This is a genomic window from Neisseria montereyensis (assembly GCF_024834045.1).
Classification (GTDB): Bacteria; Pseudomonadota; Gammaproteobacteria; order Burkholderiales; family Neisseriaceae; genus Neisseria; species Neisseria montereyensis.
In genome coordinates this window covers 1-15,991 of record NZ_JANUXW010000012.1, presented here as the reverse complement: position 1 = coordinate 15,991, position 15,991 = coordinate 1, and the positions used below count along the sequence as shown (strand labels likewise).

The following is a 15,991-nucleotide window of genomic DNA, read 5'->3' as shown; positions in this document are numbered from 1 at the left end:
GGGGCGTACCGCATACGTTTTCCCATTGCTTCTGGTTTTATTTACATGGAATTTTAATGATTAATACCATGTTGTTTTAAATTGAATTTTTATTTTATTTTCGATTATTATTTTAGTTTGAAAGAACGAAAAGTCTCTTTAAAACAGATAAATAACCGCCCCATTTGTCTGGATGGCGGAAAAATAATACAAAAGAGTTTAAATTTTGTAAATAAAAATGATTTTCATACGTATAAAAATAAATATATAGAAAATTAAATTAATTATTGATTATTTATATGTAATAAAAAATCATGATTATTTGATATTTCAGTGTGAACATTTGAAATTGAATCGTTTGCGGGGCGGGGTGTAACGCCTGTTAACGGTGTGGATGACTTTTGAAATGCCATTAGAATATTGTAAAGTTTAGAAAAGATATTTTTAGTCAAATAGTTAAAATTTTTTTAGTGTGATTGTTTTGTCGAGGATAGTTGGCTTTTGATAGAAAATAAATTGATATTCAGATAGCTTTCCAGAGAGAATAAATTGTTTAAATTAAATGATGTTTAAATATTATTGTATTTCAAATAGTACATATGAATAATGGGTGTTGGATTAAAGGCCGCCTGAAATATTTCAGACGGCCTTTTGCATAAAAGAGACAGAATAAATGGAAACAGCATTTTTAAGCTATTTCATGTTGTCATTTTTACAATCTACAAATAAACAATTTCACCGCTGCGGCCTTGGCTGGCGTTGCTGCTCCACCAAACGAATTTCGGCATAATGTCTTCATAGTTTTTGCGTTCGCTGCGGGATTCGCCGGGGTGGGTTTTCATCCGTTGCGGGGAATTGATTGGGCCGGGGATGAGTACGTTGGCGCGTAGATTGGGGAAGCGGTCCCATTCGTCGGCAGCAACTTTGCATAGGTAGTTCAATGCGGCTTTGGAAGCGCCGAAACCGCCCCAGTAGGCGCGCGGGTCTTCGCCGTGGCTTTCGCCGACAAAAATCACCGAAGCATCGGGCGAGGCTTTGAGGGCGGGCAGGAACGCGCGGGTTAAGCCCATCGGGGCGACGGTATTGATGCGGTATTGATTCACCCATTCGGCGACGGTTTGGAAATCCAACGGTGATAGGGCGTAGAAATAGCTGGCGCAATGTACGATGCCGTCGAGTTTGCCGCCGGTGGCTTCGTTGATGGTGGTGGCGAAGCGCTCGAATTCCGCTTCTTCGGCAGTGAGTAAATCGAAGCAGATGGCAAAGGGTTCGGGGCCGCCGATGGCGACAATGTCATCATATACTTTTTCCAACTTTTTCTGATGTCTGGCTACCAGTATCACGGTGGCGCCTTCGGCGGCATAGGCTTTGGCCACTTGTTCGCCGATACCTTGCGATGCGCCGGTTATCAGAATGGTTTTGTCTTGAAGTTGGGGCATGTTTCTCTTCCTTTTCGTCTCAATCGCTATCGGCGGCAGGCCGTCTGAAAGTAGGGTGGTTGGTTATTTGAGGGGGTACGGCAAAAATAATTCTGTATTTTATCAGCTTGGTGCCCGATCGGCATTTTTCAATCCGTTTAAATCATTGATAGATTGTTCGGCGGCGGTTAAGCCCGATTGTACGGCCGCTTCGAGGGTGGCGGGATAACGCGGGTGCAGGTAATCACCGCAGGGGTATATATACCGTTGATGCAAATACATCAAATCGGGTAGTTGCCGGTTAACGCTTGATGCGACAGTGGCGCGTTTTTCGGTAATCACTTGTGCGGCCGTCGGTTCGCCGAGATGGGGGCAGAGGGTTTTGAGGTCGTGGTGTACCCGTTTTATCCATTCTTCGTTTTTATAGGGGCCGACAAGGTCGGATACGCTGATAACGGCGGCGGTTTCATGTTCGGACAGCCCTAATGCGCCGCGGTCGATAAACCATTGGGCGGTGTTTTCCGCCAAGCCGGTGAGCGGGGCGGGTAGGCGCACGCTTTCGGCATAGCGCAGATAAACGGTGGTGATGGCGTGATAGCGCATATTGCGGTAGGCCGTCTGAATATCATCAGGCGTTTCAGACGGCATCAGGGCGGCGGCATGATAGGGGGCGACGGCGAGAATGGCGGCATCAAAGGTTTCGTTGTTGATGCATACTTTGCCGTCCGGCAGCGTGCTGAGGCGGCCGACCCGCGTTTCCATACGGATATCGGCATGGTGTTGCGCTAAAAAGGCCAGTGCCGGTTCGGCCACAAGGCTGCCGAGATCGCGTTTGGGCAATAGGTAGTCGCTGCCTGCGGCATCCGACCAAACGCCGTCTTGCAAAACGTTGCACAAGGTATTTAAGGAAGCCGTTTCCAGCGGGGTGTTTAATGCGCCCCAAACCAACGGCTGCCAAAACTGGGCGGTTAATTTGCTTGAAACGCGGCGGTTGTGCAGCCATGCGGCGACGGTGGTATCGGCAGGGTGGCTACGGTGTCGGCTTTGCAGGGTGCGCATATCGTTAATCAGCCTGATTTTTTCTTTCCAGCCGATATTGTTGGCGGTGAGCAGGCCGTAGAGGATATGCAGCGGCGGGGGTAGGGCGGCCGTCTGAAATTGCAGGCCGTCTGAAATATGCCATTGCAGGGGCAGGCGTAGAAAGGCGTCTTGTTCGGATACGCCGATTTTGTTCAGCATGGCGGCTACGCTGCGGTAGGCGCCGATGAGGATATGTTGGCCGTTGTCGAGAAAGCTGAAACCGTGGCTGTCGGTATTGAGTGTACGCGCCCGTCCGCCTGCCTGTCGGCCTGCTTCGAATAAGGTTAGGCGGGTGTGCGGTGCCAGCGCTACGGCGGCCGACAAACCCGCCCAACCGGCACCGATAACGGCAACTTTGGGCAGCGGGCGGGGGGATGGTTTCATGGGTTGAATCCGAACAGCCATATTTTCAGGGCGATGCGTTTTTTACGCGGCGAGGGAATGGCGATTTTGTATTTCAATACGTTTTCGGCACCGTCGGCAATGATTTCGTTCAATAAGGCATAGTAAATGCCGGCCATAATCAAGCCCGGTTTCTGGGCTTTTTTGTCTTGTTGCGGCAGCAGGGCGACAGCTTCGCGATAGAGATTGCGCGCGCGTTCGGTTTGAAAGGCCATTAAGGCGGCAAATTCCGGGGTGGGGGTGTGCTGCATAATCACTTGGGCGGGCACGTTGAAACGTTGCATTTCTTCGGTAGGCAGATAGATGCGGCCGTTGCGGGTATCTTCGCCGACATCACGGATAATATTGGTTAATTGCAGCGCCAAGCCCATTTTTTCGGCATAGTCTAAGGTGGCCGCTTGGGTGAAACCGAGAATACGGGTTATCAGACGGCCGACCACGCCGGCGACGCGGTAGCAGTATTGTTGTAGGTCTTCAAAGCGGGCATAGCGCGCCTGTTCCAAATCCATCTGCATGCCGTTGATGATTTCTTCCAGCTCTTCGTGCGGCAGCGAAAAATCGGCAGCCACGATTTTTAATGCCTGACAAACGGGGTGTTCGGGCATTTCGCCGGAAAACACTTTTGCCAAATCGCCGCGCCACCAATTGAGCGTGGTTTGTGCGACATGGGCGTCGGAATGCTCGTCGACAATATCGTCCAGCTCGCGGCAAAACGCATATAACACGGTCATCGCGTCGCGTTTCGGGGGCGACAGAAAACGAAAACCCGCCAAAAAGCTGGATTGGCTTTCGGCGGCTTTTTGGCGGCAGTATTCGAGCGGTAGCACGGCGGTTCCTGAAACGTTTTTATAGTTGGGGGATTGTAGCGGTAAATACCGGTGAGAACAATGACGGCACAATGATTCTGCTATCGGAAGGCTTTAACGGTGTCCGGTCGCGACAATATAAACCATCTTATAATCCAGCGGCAGCATACCGTTTGGGTCGCGCATGGGTTCATAGGCCGTCTGCAAACGCTGCCAGCTTTGTTTTCCGGTTAGGCCTTTGTTGCCGCGTTGCAAAACATGGTTGGCACCGATGTTTTTCAGGCTTCGCAGCAGCGATTCGAGAGTGGGAAAGGTTTGGGTGTAGGTTTCGGTGTGTATCTGCACATCGGCAAAGGCTTGAAAGGCCGTCTGAATTTCACTTTCGGTGAGGAACGGATTCACGGGGGCGGGTTGTCCGACCGACTGCCATGCGGTTTTGAGTTGGTGCAGGCTGCCGTGGCCGAGGGTGGCGACGGCGGCGGTGCCGTTTTTTCGGATAACCCGTTGCATTTCGGCGGCGGCTTGGTCGAGGTTGCACCATTGTACGGCGAGATTGCTGAAACAGGCGTCGACGCTGTGGTCGGCCAGCGGCAGGCGTTCGGCATCGGCAAGGATGCAGGCGTCGGCGCGCTGGTGTTGTGCAATATGGCGCAACATGCCTTCGGCCAAATCGAGCGCCCATACCTTGCCGCCGGAACGGCGGATTTGCTGGCTTGTCCAGCCGCTGCCCGCACCGATATCGAGGATGGTACGGTTATCGAGGCCGTCTGAAAACTGTTGTTCGAGCAGGCGCAGCAGGTGCAGGCCGCTGTGTTGTTGCAGTACGGCAGCGTTGTCGTAGCTTGCGGCGGCTTGGCTGAATGCGCGGGCGATGTGTTGTTTGTGTAGGGTTTCAGACGGCATCTTGCAAGCCTTTTACCAAGGTGTCGATATGGGTATCTTCATGGGCGGCGGTGAGGGTAATCCGTAAACGTGCGCTGCCGACGGGTACGGTGGGCGGGCGGATGGCGGGTACATACAGCCCGTTACGGCGCAGTTCGGCCGATACGGATAAGGCGCGCTCGTTGCTGCCGCATACAAAGGGTTGGATGGCGGTTTCAGACGGCATTAAATAATCGGCCAATCCTGCCTGAGCCAAGGCCGTCTGAAAACGGCGGATATTGTGCCGCAATTTGGCGCGTAAGTCATCGGCATGGCGGATGCGCCTCAACGCGGCGGCAAGGGCGGCGGCTTGTGCGGGTGGGAAAGCGGTGCTGTAAATCAGGTGGCGGGCGGTTTGGGTGAGGTATTCGGCAACGGTTTGGCTGCATAAAACCGCCGCGCCCATCAGCCCGACCGCCTTGCCGAAGGTGACCACCAAAATATCGGGGCAAACGCCGACGGCGGCCGCACTGCCGCGGCCTTCTTCGCCAAGTATGCCGATGCCGTGGGCGTCGTCAATCAGCAGCCATGCGCCGTATTGTTCGCTTAAGGTTTTCAGACGGCCTATATCGGCTTTGTCGCCGTCCATGCTGAATACGCCTTCGCTGGCAATGAGGACGGCGCTTTCGGGGTGGTCGTTTAATTGTTTTTCGAGAATGTCATAGCGGTTGTGGGGGAAACGGCGGTAGCGGGCGGCGCCGAGCATGGCCGCTTCCTGCATGGAGGCATGGCAGAGTTTGTCGGCCAATAAAATATCGTCTTTTTGCAGCAAGCCCAATAAAACGGCCTGATTGGCGGCATAGCCGCTGGGGAAAAGCAGCGCGGATTCGTAGCCGAGCCAGTCGGCCAATTGATGTTCTAAGGCTTGGTGTACGTCGGTATAACCTGTTACCAAAGGCGAGCCGCCGCTACCGGTGCCGTATTGCGCCAATGCCTGCTGCCATGCGGCAATCACGTCGGGGTCGCGGCTGAGGCCGAGATAGTCATTGCCGGCAAAATTCAGATAGCGCACGCCGCCGCTTTCCATATAAGGCGGCAGGGTGTCGGCACGGCGGGCGCTGCGGCGGCGGTAGGCCGATTGTGCGGCTTGTTTGTCTAATGCGGCTTGCAGGCGGGTGTTCCAGTTCATATCTTGGCAGCGGGGCTTAAAGCGCTAAAGTGTCTATGCTTTCAGACGGCCTGTCAAACACATTGGCCGTTTTCACACTAACTACCACGGTGGTTTTTTGATACACTATCAGGTTTCGATATATGACGGCGAAACGGGCGGATACGGTTGTTCTGCGCTGAAACAGGCCGTCTGAAATTTTTGGAGCATTCATGCTTTTTGATTTAAACCGTTATACTTTTCCGGTATTTATAAAAGAAGCACGCAAATTGGCACTCTTGGCGATGCCGATGCTGTTGGCGCAAGTGGCGCAGGTGGGGGTCAGCTTCGTGGATACGGTGATGGCGGGCGGTGCCGGTAAAAGCGATTTGGCCGCCGTGGCACTGGGCAGCAGTGTGTTTGTGATTATCTATGTGACATTTCTCGGCATTATGACGGCGTTAAACCCGATTATCGCCCAACTTTTCGGCGCGGGGAAAAAGCGCGAAGTCGGTGAAACGGGGCGGCAGGGTATTTGGTTCGGCCTGATGCTGGGGATTATCGGTATGTTGTTGATGTGGGTGGCAATATGGCCGTTTAAACATTATCTGCCCTTGGATAACGATATTAAAGACATGATGGCGCTGTATATGTTTTTCACCGGCCTGGCGATGCCGGCGGCGATGATACACCGTGCGCTGCATGCGTATGCGTCGAGCCTGAATAAGCCGCGCGTGATTATGCTGGTGAGCTTTGCCGCCCTTTTCTTAAACGTGCCGCTGAATTATGCGTTTGTGTATGGCAAATTCGGTATGCCGGCTTTAGGCGGTGCGGGTTGCGGTGTCGCTACGGCAATCGTGTTTTGGTTTAATGCGGCCGCTTTGTGGCTTTATGTGGCCAAGCAACAATATTTTAAACCGTTCGGATTGATGGATAAATTCGACCGCCCCGATGCCGAAATGTTTAAACAGATTTGGTTAATCGGCATACCGACCGGATTGTCTTTTTTCTTGGAAGTGAGCCTGTTTTCTTTCATCATTTTTTTAGTGTCGCGTTTGGGTGAGGATTATGTGGCGGCGCAGCAGGTGGTGATCAGCTTAACCAGTTTGATTTATATGATTCCGCAAAGCGTCGGTTCGTCCGGCACGGTGCGGGTGGGGCAGACGATTGGGAGCAGGGAATATATGCGGGCGCGCTATATCGCGGGCGTATCGTTGGTGATGGGTTGGATATTGGCGGCTATTACCGCATTGTTATTGGTTGTTTTCCGCTACCGCTTGGCGGGTATGTATACAAACGATACGCAGGTATTGGCGATTGCGGCAACGGTATTGCTGTTTGCCGCCGTCTTCCAATTGGCCGATGCGACCCAATGCGTATCTTCTTATGTGTTGCGCGGTTATAAATTAACGAAAATACCGATGATCATTCATGCGGTGGCTTTCTGGGGTATCGGTTTGGTGCCTGGGTATCTGTTGGCTTTTCATGCCGATATGGGTATTTACGGCTTTTGGACGGCATTGGTTTTCTCGCTCACGTTTGCCGCCGTGTGTTTGGTGTGGTATTTGGAAAGATACAGCCGTTCGTTTGCGCTACAAAAAAGGATGTCGTAATGCAGGTTTTGCATCATGTGGATTTAACCCCGTTGAATACGTTCGGCCTGAAAGCCCGTGCGCGTGATTTTGTGGTGTTGGAAAATGCCGCCGAGTTGCCCGAATTGGTGAAACTGCCCGAATTTAACCGCAACAGCGTGCTTTGGCTGGGCGGTGGCAGCAATATTTTGCTGATGAAAGATTATGACGGCTTGGTGGTTCATATTCAAAACAAAGGGATAGATGAACTTTCCCGTTCGGACGGCATCGTTTATATAGAAGCGCAAGCCGGTGAAACTTGGCATGATTTTGTGTTGAAAACCTTGTCTATGGGCTTGAGCGGCTTGGAAAACCTGAGCCTGATTCCGGGTACGGTCGGCGCGTCGCCGGTACAGAATATCGGCGCATACGGCGTAGAAGTAAAAGATGTGATTGATAGCGTGCGCTGTTTTGATTTGGATACCTCAACGTTTATTACCCTGAGTAATGCCGATTGCCGTTTTGCCTACCGCGAAAGCCTGTTTAAGCAGCAGGGCAAAGGGCGTTATGTGATTGTTGCGGTGGTTTTTGCGCTGAAAGAGCAGTTTACCGCCAATGCCGGCTATGGCGATTTGGCGGCGATGCTGGCAGAAAAATGCGCAGGCAGGCAGGCTACCGCGCAAGATGTTTCCGATGCCGTGTGCGCCATCCGTTCCGGCAAGCTGCCCGATCCGAAAATATTAGGCAATGTCGGCAGCTTTTTTAAAAATCCGGTGGTGGCCGCCGAAGAAGCGGAGCGTTTGCTGTCGGCTTATCCGGATATGCCGCATTATCGGTTGGCAGACGGCTCGGTTAAGCTGGCAGCAGGCTGGCTAATCGACCAATGCCGTCTGAAAGGCCATTGTATCGGCGGTGCGGCGGTACATGATAAACAGGCATTGGTTTTGGTGAATAAACATCAGGCAACCGCCGAAGATGTGGATGCATTGGCACGCTATATCCGCCATACCGTTAGCGAAAAGTTCGGCGTATTATTGGATACCGAACCCAATTGGCTGCCGGAAAATTTTTAAATCTCACTTATTTTTATATTATCTTGTTTCAGGCCGTCTGAATTAAAGGTATATTCTATGAAGTGAATATTTTTATCATGATCATATCGAAAAGCCGTATCCGGTTTTCCGGTATGAAAAAGGATATATACCATGGTTAAAGAACATAAACAGAGCACATACACACGCATTGTCGATGCCGCCTTGGTGCTGTTTAACGAAGAAGGCGAACGCAATACCAGTACCAACCATATCGCGGCCTATTTGAATATCAGCCCCGGCAATCTTTATTATCATTTTCGCAATAAAGATGAAATTATCGTCCAGCTTTTCAAACGGTATAGTCAGGATTTGCTGAGTTATCTGCATGATGCCAAGCTACCGGCCGGCGTGTGCGATGCCATAGATTATATGTCGGGTGTTTACGATATTATGTGGCGGTACCGCTTTTTGTTTAACGATGTGAATACCCTGTTGGCCAGAAGTGCCGAGCTTTTGGGCGAACATAATAATTTTACCCAAGCCAAAGTGTCGCCGTTGTTGGTGAATTTGCTGGCTCGTTTGAACAGTTTGGGCATTATGCAGGCCGATGAAATCGCCATGAACGATTTGGCTTTGAATATGTGGGTGATTACCAAATACTGGTTTGATTTCGACGGCTCGATACACGGCCGCGCCAAGCTCACCGAAGATTCGAAAGTACGCGGTATCCAACGCACCCTCAGCCTGTTGCGGCCTTATCTGCGTAAAGAATATTTGGATGAATTTGACGGCACGATGAATAGATTATTGGCAGAATCAAAGCGTCTATTCAAAAAAGAAGCCGAATCGGAATAACAATAAAACAAGGCGGTAAAACATGAGACGGTAGGATAAAGAAAGGCCGTCTGAAACGATATATACCAACCTTTTAAGCAAAGCCGGCGCTATGCCGGCTTTATCCGTAACGTTTTGACGGTTGTATCAAATAGTAAAATTTCATGGTTTTACGGTATGGTCATACGGCGATAAAAACGTTATGCTTCCGACCACTTTATATTTAACTGCGCATTTCCTATGCATTCCAATTTTTCCCAAAACGCATGGCAGGCATTCAAACAGCACAAACGCGGCTGGCTGGCATGGCGCCTGTTGATTGTTTTATTCGTTCTGGCCGTGCTTGCGCCTTTATGGAGCAACGACAAACCCTTATGGGTGCGTTATCAGGGGCAATATTATTTTCCGCTGGTGCACACCTATAACGAAACCGTATTCGGCGGCGACTTCGAAACGCCGGCCGATTATCTTGACCCGTTGATTAAAAGCAATATCACGTCCAACGGCAATCAGGCGGTTTATCTGCCTAATCCTTATGCCGCCAATACCCTCAACGATTTCGATACCGATCCCGATCCGGCCAAACCTTCCGAACGCCATCTGCTCGGCACCGACGACCGCGGCCGCGACGTTTTGGCGCGCTTGGTGTACGGTTTTCGCGATTCGCTGCTGTTTGCATTGGCACTTACTGCGATTACTACCGTTATCGGTGTTTTAGCCGGAGCGGTGCAGGGCTATTTCGGCGGCAAGGTCGATTTGGTGATGCAGCGTTTTTTGGAAATCTGGGGCGGTCTGCCCGAACTTTACCTGCTGATTATTTTGTCTTCGTTTTTTAACCCCGGTCTGCTGATATTGCTGGTGTTATTAACACTGTTTGGCTGGATGGGGCTTTCCGATTATGTTCGCGCCGAGTTTTTGAAAAACCGCCAAGCCGATTATGTGTTGGCGGCGAAAAGCATGGGCGTGGGCAACCGCACGATTATGTGGCGGCATATTCTGCCCAACAGCCTAACGCCGGTATTGGCGTTTCTGCCGTTTCGTATTTCCGGTGCGGTGCTGGCGTTAACCAGCTTGGATTTTCTCGGCTTGGGTGTGCCCGCATCGCAGGCAAGCTTGGGCGAGCTTTTGGCGCAGGGCAAAGACAATCTGGATGCGTGGTGGATAGGTTTGTCGGCCGTCGGCACGCTAACGGTGATGTTGTTGTTATTGGTGATGATTGGCGAGGGTTTGCGCTATGCGTTTGATGTTCGGGCGCGGAGCTAAGTAAGATTGGCTAATAACAAAGGAATATATGAAATGAGTGGTGATATTGAAAAAATAATAGTGAAGAGGTATCTGAAGTGAATAATGATATTGCGAAAGGGGCTGGTAGTAAATGTGATAATGAAAATAATCAAGTAACTATATGTCAGTTTGTAAAGACAGAAGTGTGTGATTTTTTTATAAAAATTATTGTACAAGCATTAATTTTTTTTACTTTAATATACATTCCTGATTGGGTGCTTAATTGGGTGCTTAAATTTCTGGATCTGGGTGATAAATCAAATGTAATAGAATTAAATATAATAGAATTTATGAAAAGTAGAATGGATTCTATTTCTGAAATAGATATTATTTTCGTTTTAATATTCGTTTTAATATTCGTTTTAATATTCTTTTTGCCATTACTCTGGATTGGTTGTAAATTATTGATTAAACTACTTCCTGAGTTTATTAAAAATATTAAAAATAATTATTTACTTATTAAAAACATTAAAACTAATTATAAAATTATTAAATTTATTATTGAATTTATTAAATTTATTATTGAATTTATTAAATTTATTATTGAATTTATTATTGAATTTATTAAATTTATTTGTCAATTATTCAATAAAACTAAAAACTCCCAGGACCAGGATTTGAAGAAGAAACCTAACTCCAACCTGCCACACGAAAGTTTACCTGTTGGTGTCAATGAAAATTCATGTTGGAAAAAATTTATTAAGAATATTTTGAAAATTATTGAGAATATTTTGTTAGAGTTGCTCAATATATTTATTGTTCTCGGTATTAATTCTCTTGTTGCGGCGGGCTTTTGGGGTATCTATATTCAATTTTATGCGGATAAAGAGACGTTACATTCACCTTATAATTATTACGGGAAGCTAATATTTATTTTAATTCTGTTATTCGTAGTTTATTTATTTGGAAAAGGATTCTTATTAAGGAGAAAGTTTAAAAAATAAATGAATATTCTCGAAATCGAAAATCTAAACGCCGCCTTTCCCGGTAACGAAGTCTTGCACGACATTAATCTCAAGGTGAAAACCGGCCGCAAACTGGCGATTGTGGGCGAAAGCGGCAGCGGTAAAACCGTGTTGGCACAAGGTATTATGCGCCTGAATCCGGCCGTATCGTTTACAGGCCGTCTGAAATTCAACGGGGAAAACCTGTTGGATAAATCCCCGCGCCAATTGCAGAAGCTGCGCGGGCGTGAAATCGGTATGGTTTTTCAAGAACCGATGACGGCTTTAAATCCGGTGATGCGGGTCGGCAAACAGATTGCCGAAGTATTAACGCTGCATCTGGGTTTACCGGCCAAGCAGGCATGGGAAAGGGCGGTGGCTTTATTGGCGGAAACCGGTATCCGCGACCCCGAAGAAAAGATATTTGCTTTTCCGTTTCAGCTTTCCGGCGGGCAGCGGCAGCGGGCGATGATTGCAATGGCGGTAGCGGCCGAGCCGAAATTATTGATTGCCGACGAGCCGACAACCGCGCTTGATATGGCGGTGCAGGCGCAAATTTTGGATTTGCTTGCCCGTTTGCAAGTTGCCCATAATATGACCTTGGTGTATATCAGCCACGATTTGAACTTGGTGCGCCGTTTTGCCGACGATATTGCCGTGATGCAAAACGGGCGTATTGTCGAGCAGGGCGTCACCGAAACGGTATTCACCAATCCGCAACACGAATACACCAAAATGCTGTTGAATGCGGGTGCGGTTCGGCAGGTGCAGCCGCTGGCGGAACAGGCGAAAACGGTATTGGAAGCCGACCGTATCAGCGTGGCCGTCAGCGAGCGGGCGGGGTGGTTGAAAAAGCGCAGTAAAGTATTGTTGCATCCGCTTTCATTCGATTTAAAGGCGGGCGAAACTTTGGGTATCATCGGCGAGAGCGGCAGCGGCAAAACCACGCTTGCCAAAGCCGTGATGCGCTTAATGCGTTCGGAAGGCCGTCTGAAAATCAACGGGCAGGATTGGCAGCCGCTGTTGCGCAAAGAAATCCAAATGGTGTTTCAAGACCCGTTCGGCGCGTTTAACCCGCGTATGAATGTGTTTGATATTGTTTCGGAAGCCTTGCGGGTGCATGAACCGGAAATGAGCCGCCAAGCCATGCGCGAGCGTGTGGTTGCCGTGTTGCAACAGGTCGGCCTGCCCGATGATATCCTCGACCGCTACCCCCATGCTTTTTCGGGCGGACAGCGGCAGCGGCTGGCGATTGCCCGCGCCATTATTGTGCGGCCGAAAGTGTTGGTACTCGACGAACCGACCAGTGCCTTAGATGTGCAACGGCAGCAGCAGATTTTGGAATTGTTGGCTGATTTGCAAAAAAAATACGGTTTGAGTTTAATCATTATCAGCCATGATTTGGCCGTTATCCGTGCATTGTCGCATCGGGTGATGGTGTTGAAAGACGGGCATGTGGTCGAGCAGGGCGTATTGGAAAGTGTGTTTGAAAAACCCGATGCAGACTATACACAAAAGCTATTGTCTTATTACAACCCTTGAAATTTTGCTTGCCAGCCCCTATGCTGTTAAACATCATCCGAGCAAATGGTTTCGGTTTAACAAATCACTCACTAAGGAAAAAAACATGAGCAGCGATTTAATTGTGCATACTACCGACAGCACTTTCGAACAAGACGTCTTGAAATCAGATGTTCCCGTATTGTTAGACTTTTGGGCAGCATGGTGCGGCCCTTGTAAAATGATTGCCCCCGTTTTAGACGAAGTAGCCGCCGAGTTTGAAGGCCGTCTGAAAGTGGTGAAAATCAACGTTGATGAAAACGAACAAATCCCGGCACAATTCGGTGTACGCGGTATCCCCACGCTGATGGTGTTCAAAAATGGCGAAAACGTTGCCACTAAAGTGGGTGCATTAGCCAAAGGCCAATTGGTTGCTTTTGTAAACGCTTCTATCTAATAAAACAGATTATCCGCCTGTTAACGGTTGGTTTTCTTGATAGGCCGTCTGAAAAAATTCAGACGGCTTTTTCCATCATTTGCCTGCATGGGCTATAATCTCAGCCTGTCCTGTATTCAATGAAAAATACATTTATGAAAAAAATCCTTATCACCGTTGCCGCACTGATACTCACCGCCTGCGGTTTCCATTTGAAAGGCCACGACGGCCTGTTGGGCACATTGCCTTATCAATCTTGGTATGTCGGCGGCGTAGAAATCATGCAGTTGCCGATGGAAAAAGCCTTATTGCGTGCCGACGGCCGCAGAGTATCCCCTTCGGATGCGCAGGCGGCGATTATGATTACCGATCTGCAAACCCGCCGCGATATCTACACCATCACCCGCGCGGCAGATATCAATGAATATTTGCTTATCTTGCGCGTAGAAGCACAAGCGGCCGTAGACGGCAAAGCGTTTGGTGCACCGATTCAGGTGGTGGTTGAGCGAAAAATGGATTTTGCCGACAGCGAAGTATTGGGCAAACAGGAAGAAGAAGCCACGATTTGGTCGGAAATGCGTGCCGATGCGGCCGATCAGATTGTGCAACGCCTGATGTTTCTGAAAGCCCGATAAATGCCGGTAATGCGTATCGGCGAGCTTTCGCCCGATTTGCCGTTAAAACCGCTGTATGTGATACACGGGGAAGAAGACCTGCTCAGAATCGAAGCATTGGATACATTGCGGGCGGCGGCGAAAAAGCAGGGTTATCTCAATCGCGAAGTCTATACCGCCGATAATGCGTTTGATTGGAACGAATTATTGCAATCGGCGGGCAGTATCGGGCTGTTTGCCGATCTCAAACTGCTTGAAGTGCATATTCCGAACGGCAAGCCGGGTAAACAGGGCGGGGATGCTTTGCAAACCTTGGCCGAGCGGCTGCCGGAAGATACCGTTGTGATTGTGATGCTGCCCAAGCTCGAACGCACCCAGCTTAAAGCCAAATGGTTTACCGCGTTGGCGCAACACGGTGTGGTTTTGGAAGCTAAAGCCATCACCGGCGCGGCTTTGCCCGAATGGATAAGAGGCCGTCTGAATGCGTTAAACCTGAATATCGAACACGATGCACTGGCTTTGTTTTCCGACCGGGTCGAAGGCAATTTATTGGCGGCCAAACAGGAAATCGACAAACTGGCCTTATTGTATCCGGCCGGCCATTTGGTGAATCTGGCCGATGCGAAAGCGGCTGTTGCCAATGTCGCCCGTTTTGATGTTTTCCAATTGGCAGGCGCATGGATGAGCGGCGACAGCGCCCGTACAGGCCGCCTATTGGAAGGCTTGGAAGCCGGCGGAGAAGAACCCGTTTTATTATTGTGGGCCTTAGCCGAAGACATCCGCACGCTTATCCGCTTAACCGCCGCTTTAAAACAGGGGCAGAGCGTTCAGGCCGTGCGCAACAGTTTGCGTTTGTGGGGCGATAAGCAAACACTGGCACCGCAGGCAGTCAAACGTATCAGCATCAACCGCCTGATTGCCGCGCTTCAAGAATGCGCCCGTATCGACCGAATGATTAAAGGCGCGGAAGACGGCAATGCTTGGGCGGAATTTAAGCATTTGGTCATGGGCTTGGCCGCTTAAAACGGATACCATAGGCCGAACAGATTAATTTACGCTATAATAAAACTTCTTAACCGTATTTGATTTCAGGCCGTCTGAACGCGTTTCAGACGGCCTACAATAAAACCTTAGGAACATTACCGTATGGATAATAAAACCAAACTCAAATTAGCCGGATTGGCAATATTGGCAACCGCCGTTTTGAGCCTGATTCTTGTGTTGTTTACCGATTCATGGCCGTTAGCCATCCTGATTGCCGTTGCCGTGATGGCCGGTGTGATCGGCGGCCTGATTTGGTCGTCGCGCCGCCAACAACGCCAATTTCTAGAGCGTTTGAAAAAATTCGACATCGACCCCGAAAAAGGCAAAGTTAACGAAGCCAACCTGCGCCGTATGTATCACAGCGGCGGGCAGGCACAAAAAGATGTAATAACCATTCTTTGCGTGTCACAAAAATGCTCGGTAGAAGAAGCACATGCAATGATGAAAAAACGCCCGACGCGTCAAGAAATGAACCAAATGGCGCAACAATATATGAAAGGCCAGCGTAAACCGCACCGTTAAAATATATTGAATAAATACTATCAAAAGGCTGTCTGAAATCTTTCAGACGGCCTTTTTTGTAGGGGCGGATGATATATCCGCCCGTGTCTGCCTATTTGACAATACAATCCTTTATCATACATGCCAAACCCACACAATTTCAGCCTGATCTTATCGGTAGTGCAATCCCAAACAGCGGGCGGATATGCAATCCGCCCCTACATATGGTGAGTGGTTGTCGTATTTATATTGTGTGCCCATATTGAGTTAAGATTTCCTATTGAGAAACGAATATTAAATAAAATCGGTATTTATCAATTTTTAGGCATTTCATACAATACACACATCAACAGAGCAAACAGCAGTTTAAAACTTTTCCTAACTATCGAACTTAAATAAAAATACACCGTGAGGACAATTATCATGAAAAAAACCATGCTTACTTTCGCCGCTTTAGCTACTTTAGCCACTTCTTTCGCTTCCGCCCGCGGTGCCCACATGCCGGCTTACAACCATGCCAATAATTCAGGTGAAAT

General features: G+C 49.2%; 16 protein-coding genes. 10 read left to right on the top strand and 6 right to left on the bottom strand.

What is annotated here, in order from left to right; translation table 11 throughout:
- Positions 1–698: 698 nt before the first annotated feature.
- The 6 genes from NXS09_RS09990 to NXS09_RS09965 all read right to left on the bottom strand — a co-directional run bounded on the left by NXS09_RS09990 (position 699) and on the right by NXS09_RS09965 (position 5,928).
- Positions 699–1,418, bottom strand: a complete 720-nt coding sequence (locus tag NXS09_RS09990) for an SDR family oxidoreductase (RefSeq protein WP_259292376.1) — start codon at positions 1,416–1,418, stop codon at positions 699–701.
- A gap of 102 nt (positions 1,419–1,520) precedes the next feature.
- A complete protein-coding gene (gene hpnE, locus NXS09_RS09985; protein ID WP_259292375.1) occupies positions 1,521–2,861 on the bottom strand; it encodes a hydroxysqualene dehydroxylase HpnE in 1,341 nt (446 codons plus the stop codon).
- On the bottom strand, positions 2,858–3,706 hold the full coding sequence (hpnD, locus tag NXS09_RS09980; RefSeq protein ID WP_259292374.1) for a presqualene diphosphate synthase HpnD: 849 nt from the start codon (positions 3,704–3,706) through the stop codon (positions 2,858–2,860). Before hpnD ends, hpnE begins: the two co-directional genes overlap by 4 nt.
- Positions 3,707–3,799: 93 nt before the next feature.
- Positions 3,800–4,588, bottom strand: coding sequence for a malonyl-ACP O-methyltransferase BioC (gene bioC, locus NXS09_RS09975; RefSeq protein ID WP_259292373.1), 789 nt, complete (start codon positions 4,586–4,588; stop codon positions 3,800–3,802).
- Positions 4,578–5,735 carry an 8-amino-7-oxononanoate synthase gene (gene bioF, locus NXS09_RS09970; protein ID WP_259292372.1) on the bottom strand — a complete coding sequence of 386 codons (1,158 nt, stop codon included), beginning with the start codon at positions 5,733–5,735 and terminating at the stop codon, positions 4,578–4,580. The genes bioC and bioF overlap by 11 nt, the downstream gene beginning before the upstream one ends.
- A gap of 16 nt (positions 5,736–5,751) precedes the next feature.
- Positions 5,752–5,928 (bottom strand): hypothetical protein, encoded by a 177-nt coding sequence (locus tag NXS09_RS09965; protein ID WP_259292371.1) that lies wholly within the window; start codon positions 5,926–5,928, stop codon positions 5,752–5,754.
- Here NXS09_RS09965 and NXS09_RS09960 point away from each other — a divergent pair.
- The 10 genes from NXS09_RS09960 to NXS09_RS09915 all read left to right on the top strand — a co-directional run bounded on the left by NXS09_RS09960 (position 5,927) and on the right by NXS09_RS09915 (position 15,476).
- Positions 5,927–7,306, top strand: coding sequence for an MATE family efflux transporter (locus NXS09_RS09960; RefSeq protein WP_259292370.1), 1,380 nt, complete (start codon positions 5,927–5,929; stop codon positions 7,304–7,306). The genes NXS09_RS09965 and NXS09_RS09960 overlap by 2 nt on opposite strands.
- On the top strand, positions 7,306–8,337 hold the full coding sequence (gene murB / locus NXS09_RS09955; RefSeq protein WP_259292369.1) for a UDP-N-acetylmuramate dehydrogenase: 1,032 nt from the start codon (positions 7,306–7,308) through the stop codon (positions 8,335–8,337). Before NXS09_RS09960 ends, murB begins: the two co-directional genes overlap by 1 nt.
- Before the next feature lie 132 nt (positions 8,338–8,469).
- Positions 8,470–9,153: a TetR/AcrR family transcriptional regulator gene (locus tag NXS09_RS09950; RefSeq protein WP_259292368.1), complete on the top strand. Its 684-nt coding sequence runs from the start codon at positions 8,470–8,472 to the stop codon at positions 9,151–9,153.
- Positions 9,154–9,372: 219 nt separating this feature from the next.
- Positions 9,373–10,395: an ABC transporter permease gene (locus tag NXS09_RS09945; protein WP_259292367.1), complete on the top strand. Its 1,023-nt coding sequence runs from the start codon at positions 9,373–9,375 to the stop codon at positions 10,393–10,395.
- 77 nt (positions 10,396–10,472) lie between these two features.
- Positions 10,473–11,360, top strand: a complete 888-nt coding sequence (locus tag NXS09_RS09940) for a hypothetical protein (RefSeq protein WP_259292366.1) — start codon at positions 10,473–10,475, stop codon at positions 11,358–11,360.
- Complete coding sequence (locus NXS09_RS09935; protein ID WP_259292365.1) at positions 11,361–12,902, top strand: ABC transporter ATP-binding protein; 1,542 nt, start codon at positions 11,361–11,363, stop codon at positions 12,900–12,902. It abuts the gene before it with no gap.
- An 85-nt stretch (positions 12,903–12,987) separates the two neighbouring features.
- Positions 12,988–13,317 carry a thioredoxin TrxA gene (trxA, locus tag NXS09_RS09930; protein ID WP_259292364.1) on the top strand — a complete coding sequence of 110 codons (330 nt, stop codon included), beginning with the start codon at positions 12,988–12,990 and terminating at the stop codon, positions 13,315–13,317.
- Positions 13,318–13,451: 134 nt separating this feature from the next.
- Complete coding sequence (locus NXS09_RS09925) at positions 13,452–13,931, top strand: LPS-assembly lipoprotein LptE (RefSeq protein WP_259292363.1); 480 nt, start codon at positions 13,452–13,454, stop codon at positions 13,929–13,931.
- Positions 13,932–14,933, top strand: coding sequence for a DNA polymerase III subunit delta (gene holA, locus NXS09_RS09920; RefSeq protein ID WP_259292362.1), 1,002 nt, complete (start codon positions 13,932–13,934; stop codon positions 14,931–14,933).
- Between the two features lie 123 nt (positions 14,934–15,056).
- Positions 15,057–15,476 (top strand): LapA family protein, encoded by a 420-nt coding sequence (locus NXS09_RS09915; RefSeq protein ID WP_151051392.1) that lies wholly within the window; start codon positions 15,057–15,059, stop codon positions 15,474–15,476.
- Positions 15,477–15,991 lie beyond the last annotated feature (515 nt).

Coding starts and splice junctions, on each gene's coding strand:
- NXS09_RS09990 (WP_259292376.1), bottom strand. CDS start 1,418: ATGCCCCAACTTCAAGACAAAACCATTCTGATAACCGGCGCATCGCAA.
- NXS09_RS09945 (WP_259292367.1), top strand. CDS start 9,373: ATGCATTCCAATTTTTCCCAAAACGCATGGCAGGCATTCAAACAGCAC.
- NXS09_RS09925 (WP_259292363.1), top strand. CDS start 13,452: ATGAAAAAAATCCTTATCACCGTTGCCGCACTGATACTCACCGCCTGC.
- bioC (WP_259292373.1), bottom strand. CDS start 4,588: ATGCCGTCTGAAACCCTACACAAACAACACATCGCCCGCGCATTCAGC.
- murB (WP_259292369.1), top strand. CDS start 7,306: ATGCAGGTTTTGCATCATGTGGATTTAACCCCGTTGAATACGTTCGGC.
- NXS09_RS09965 (WP_259292371.1), bottom strand. CDS start 5,928: ATGAATGCTCCAAAAATTTCAGACGGCCTGTTTCAGCGCAGAACAACC.
- hpnE (WP_259292375.1), bottom strand. CDS start 2,861: ATGAAACCATCCCCCCGCCCGCTGCCCAAAGTTGCCGTTATCGGTGCC.
- trxA (WP_259292364.1), top strand. CDS start 12,988: ATGAGCAGCGATTTAATTGTGCATACTACCGACAGCACTTTCGAACAA.
- NXS09_RS09915 (WP_151051392.1), top strand. CDS start 15,057: ATGGATAATAAAACCAAACTCAAATTAGCCGGATTGGCAATATTGGCA.
- NXS09_RS09950 (WP_259292368.1), top strand. CDS start 8,470: ATGGTTAAAGAACATAAACAGAGCACATACACACGCATTGTCGATGCC.
- NXS09_RS09935 (WP_259292365.1), top strand. CDS start 11,361: ATGAATATTCTCGAAATCGAAAATCTAAACGCCGCCTTTCCCGGTAAC.
- bioF (WP_259292372.1), bottom strand. CDS start 5,735: ATGAACTGGAACACCCGCCTGCAAGCCGCATTAGACAAACAAGCCGCA.
- holA (WP_259292362.1), top strand. CDS start 13,932: ATGCCGGTAATGCGTATCGGCGAGCTTTCGCCCGATTTGCCGTTAAAA.
- NXS09_RS09960 (WP_259292370.1), top strand. CDS start 5,927: ATGCTTTTTGATTTAAACCGTTATACTTTTCCGGTATTTATAAAAGAA.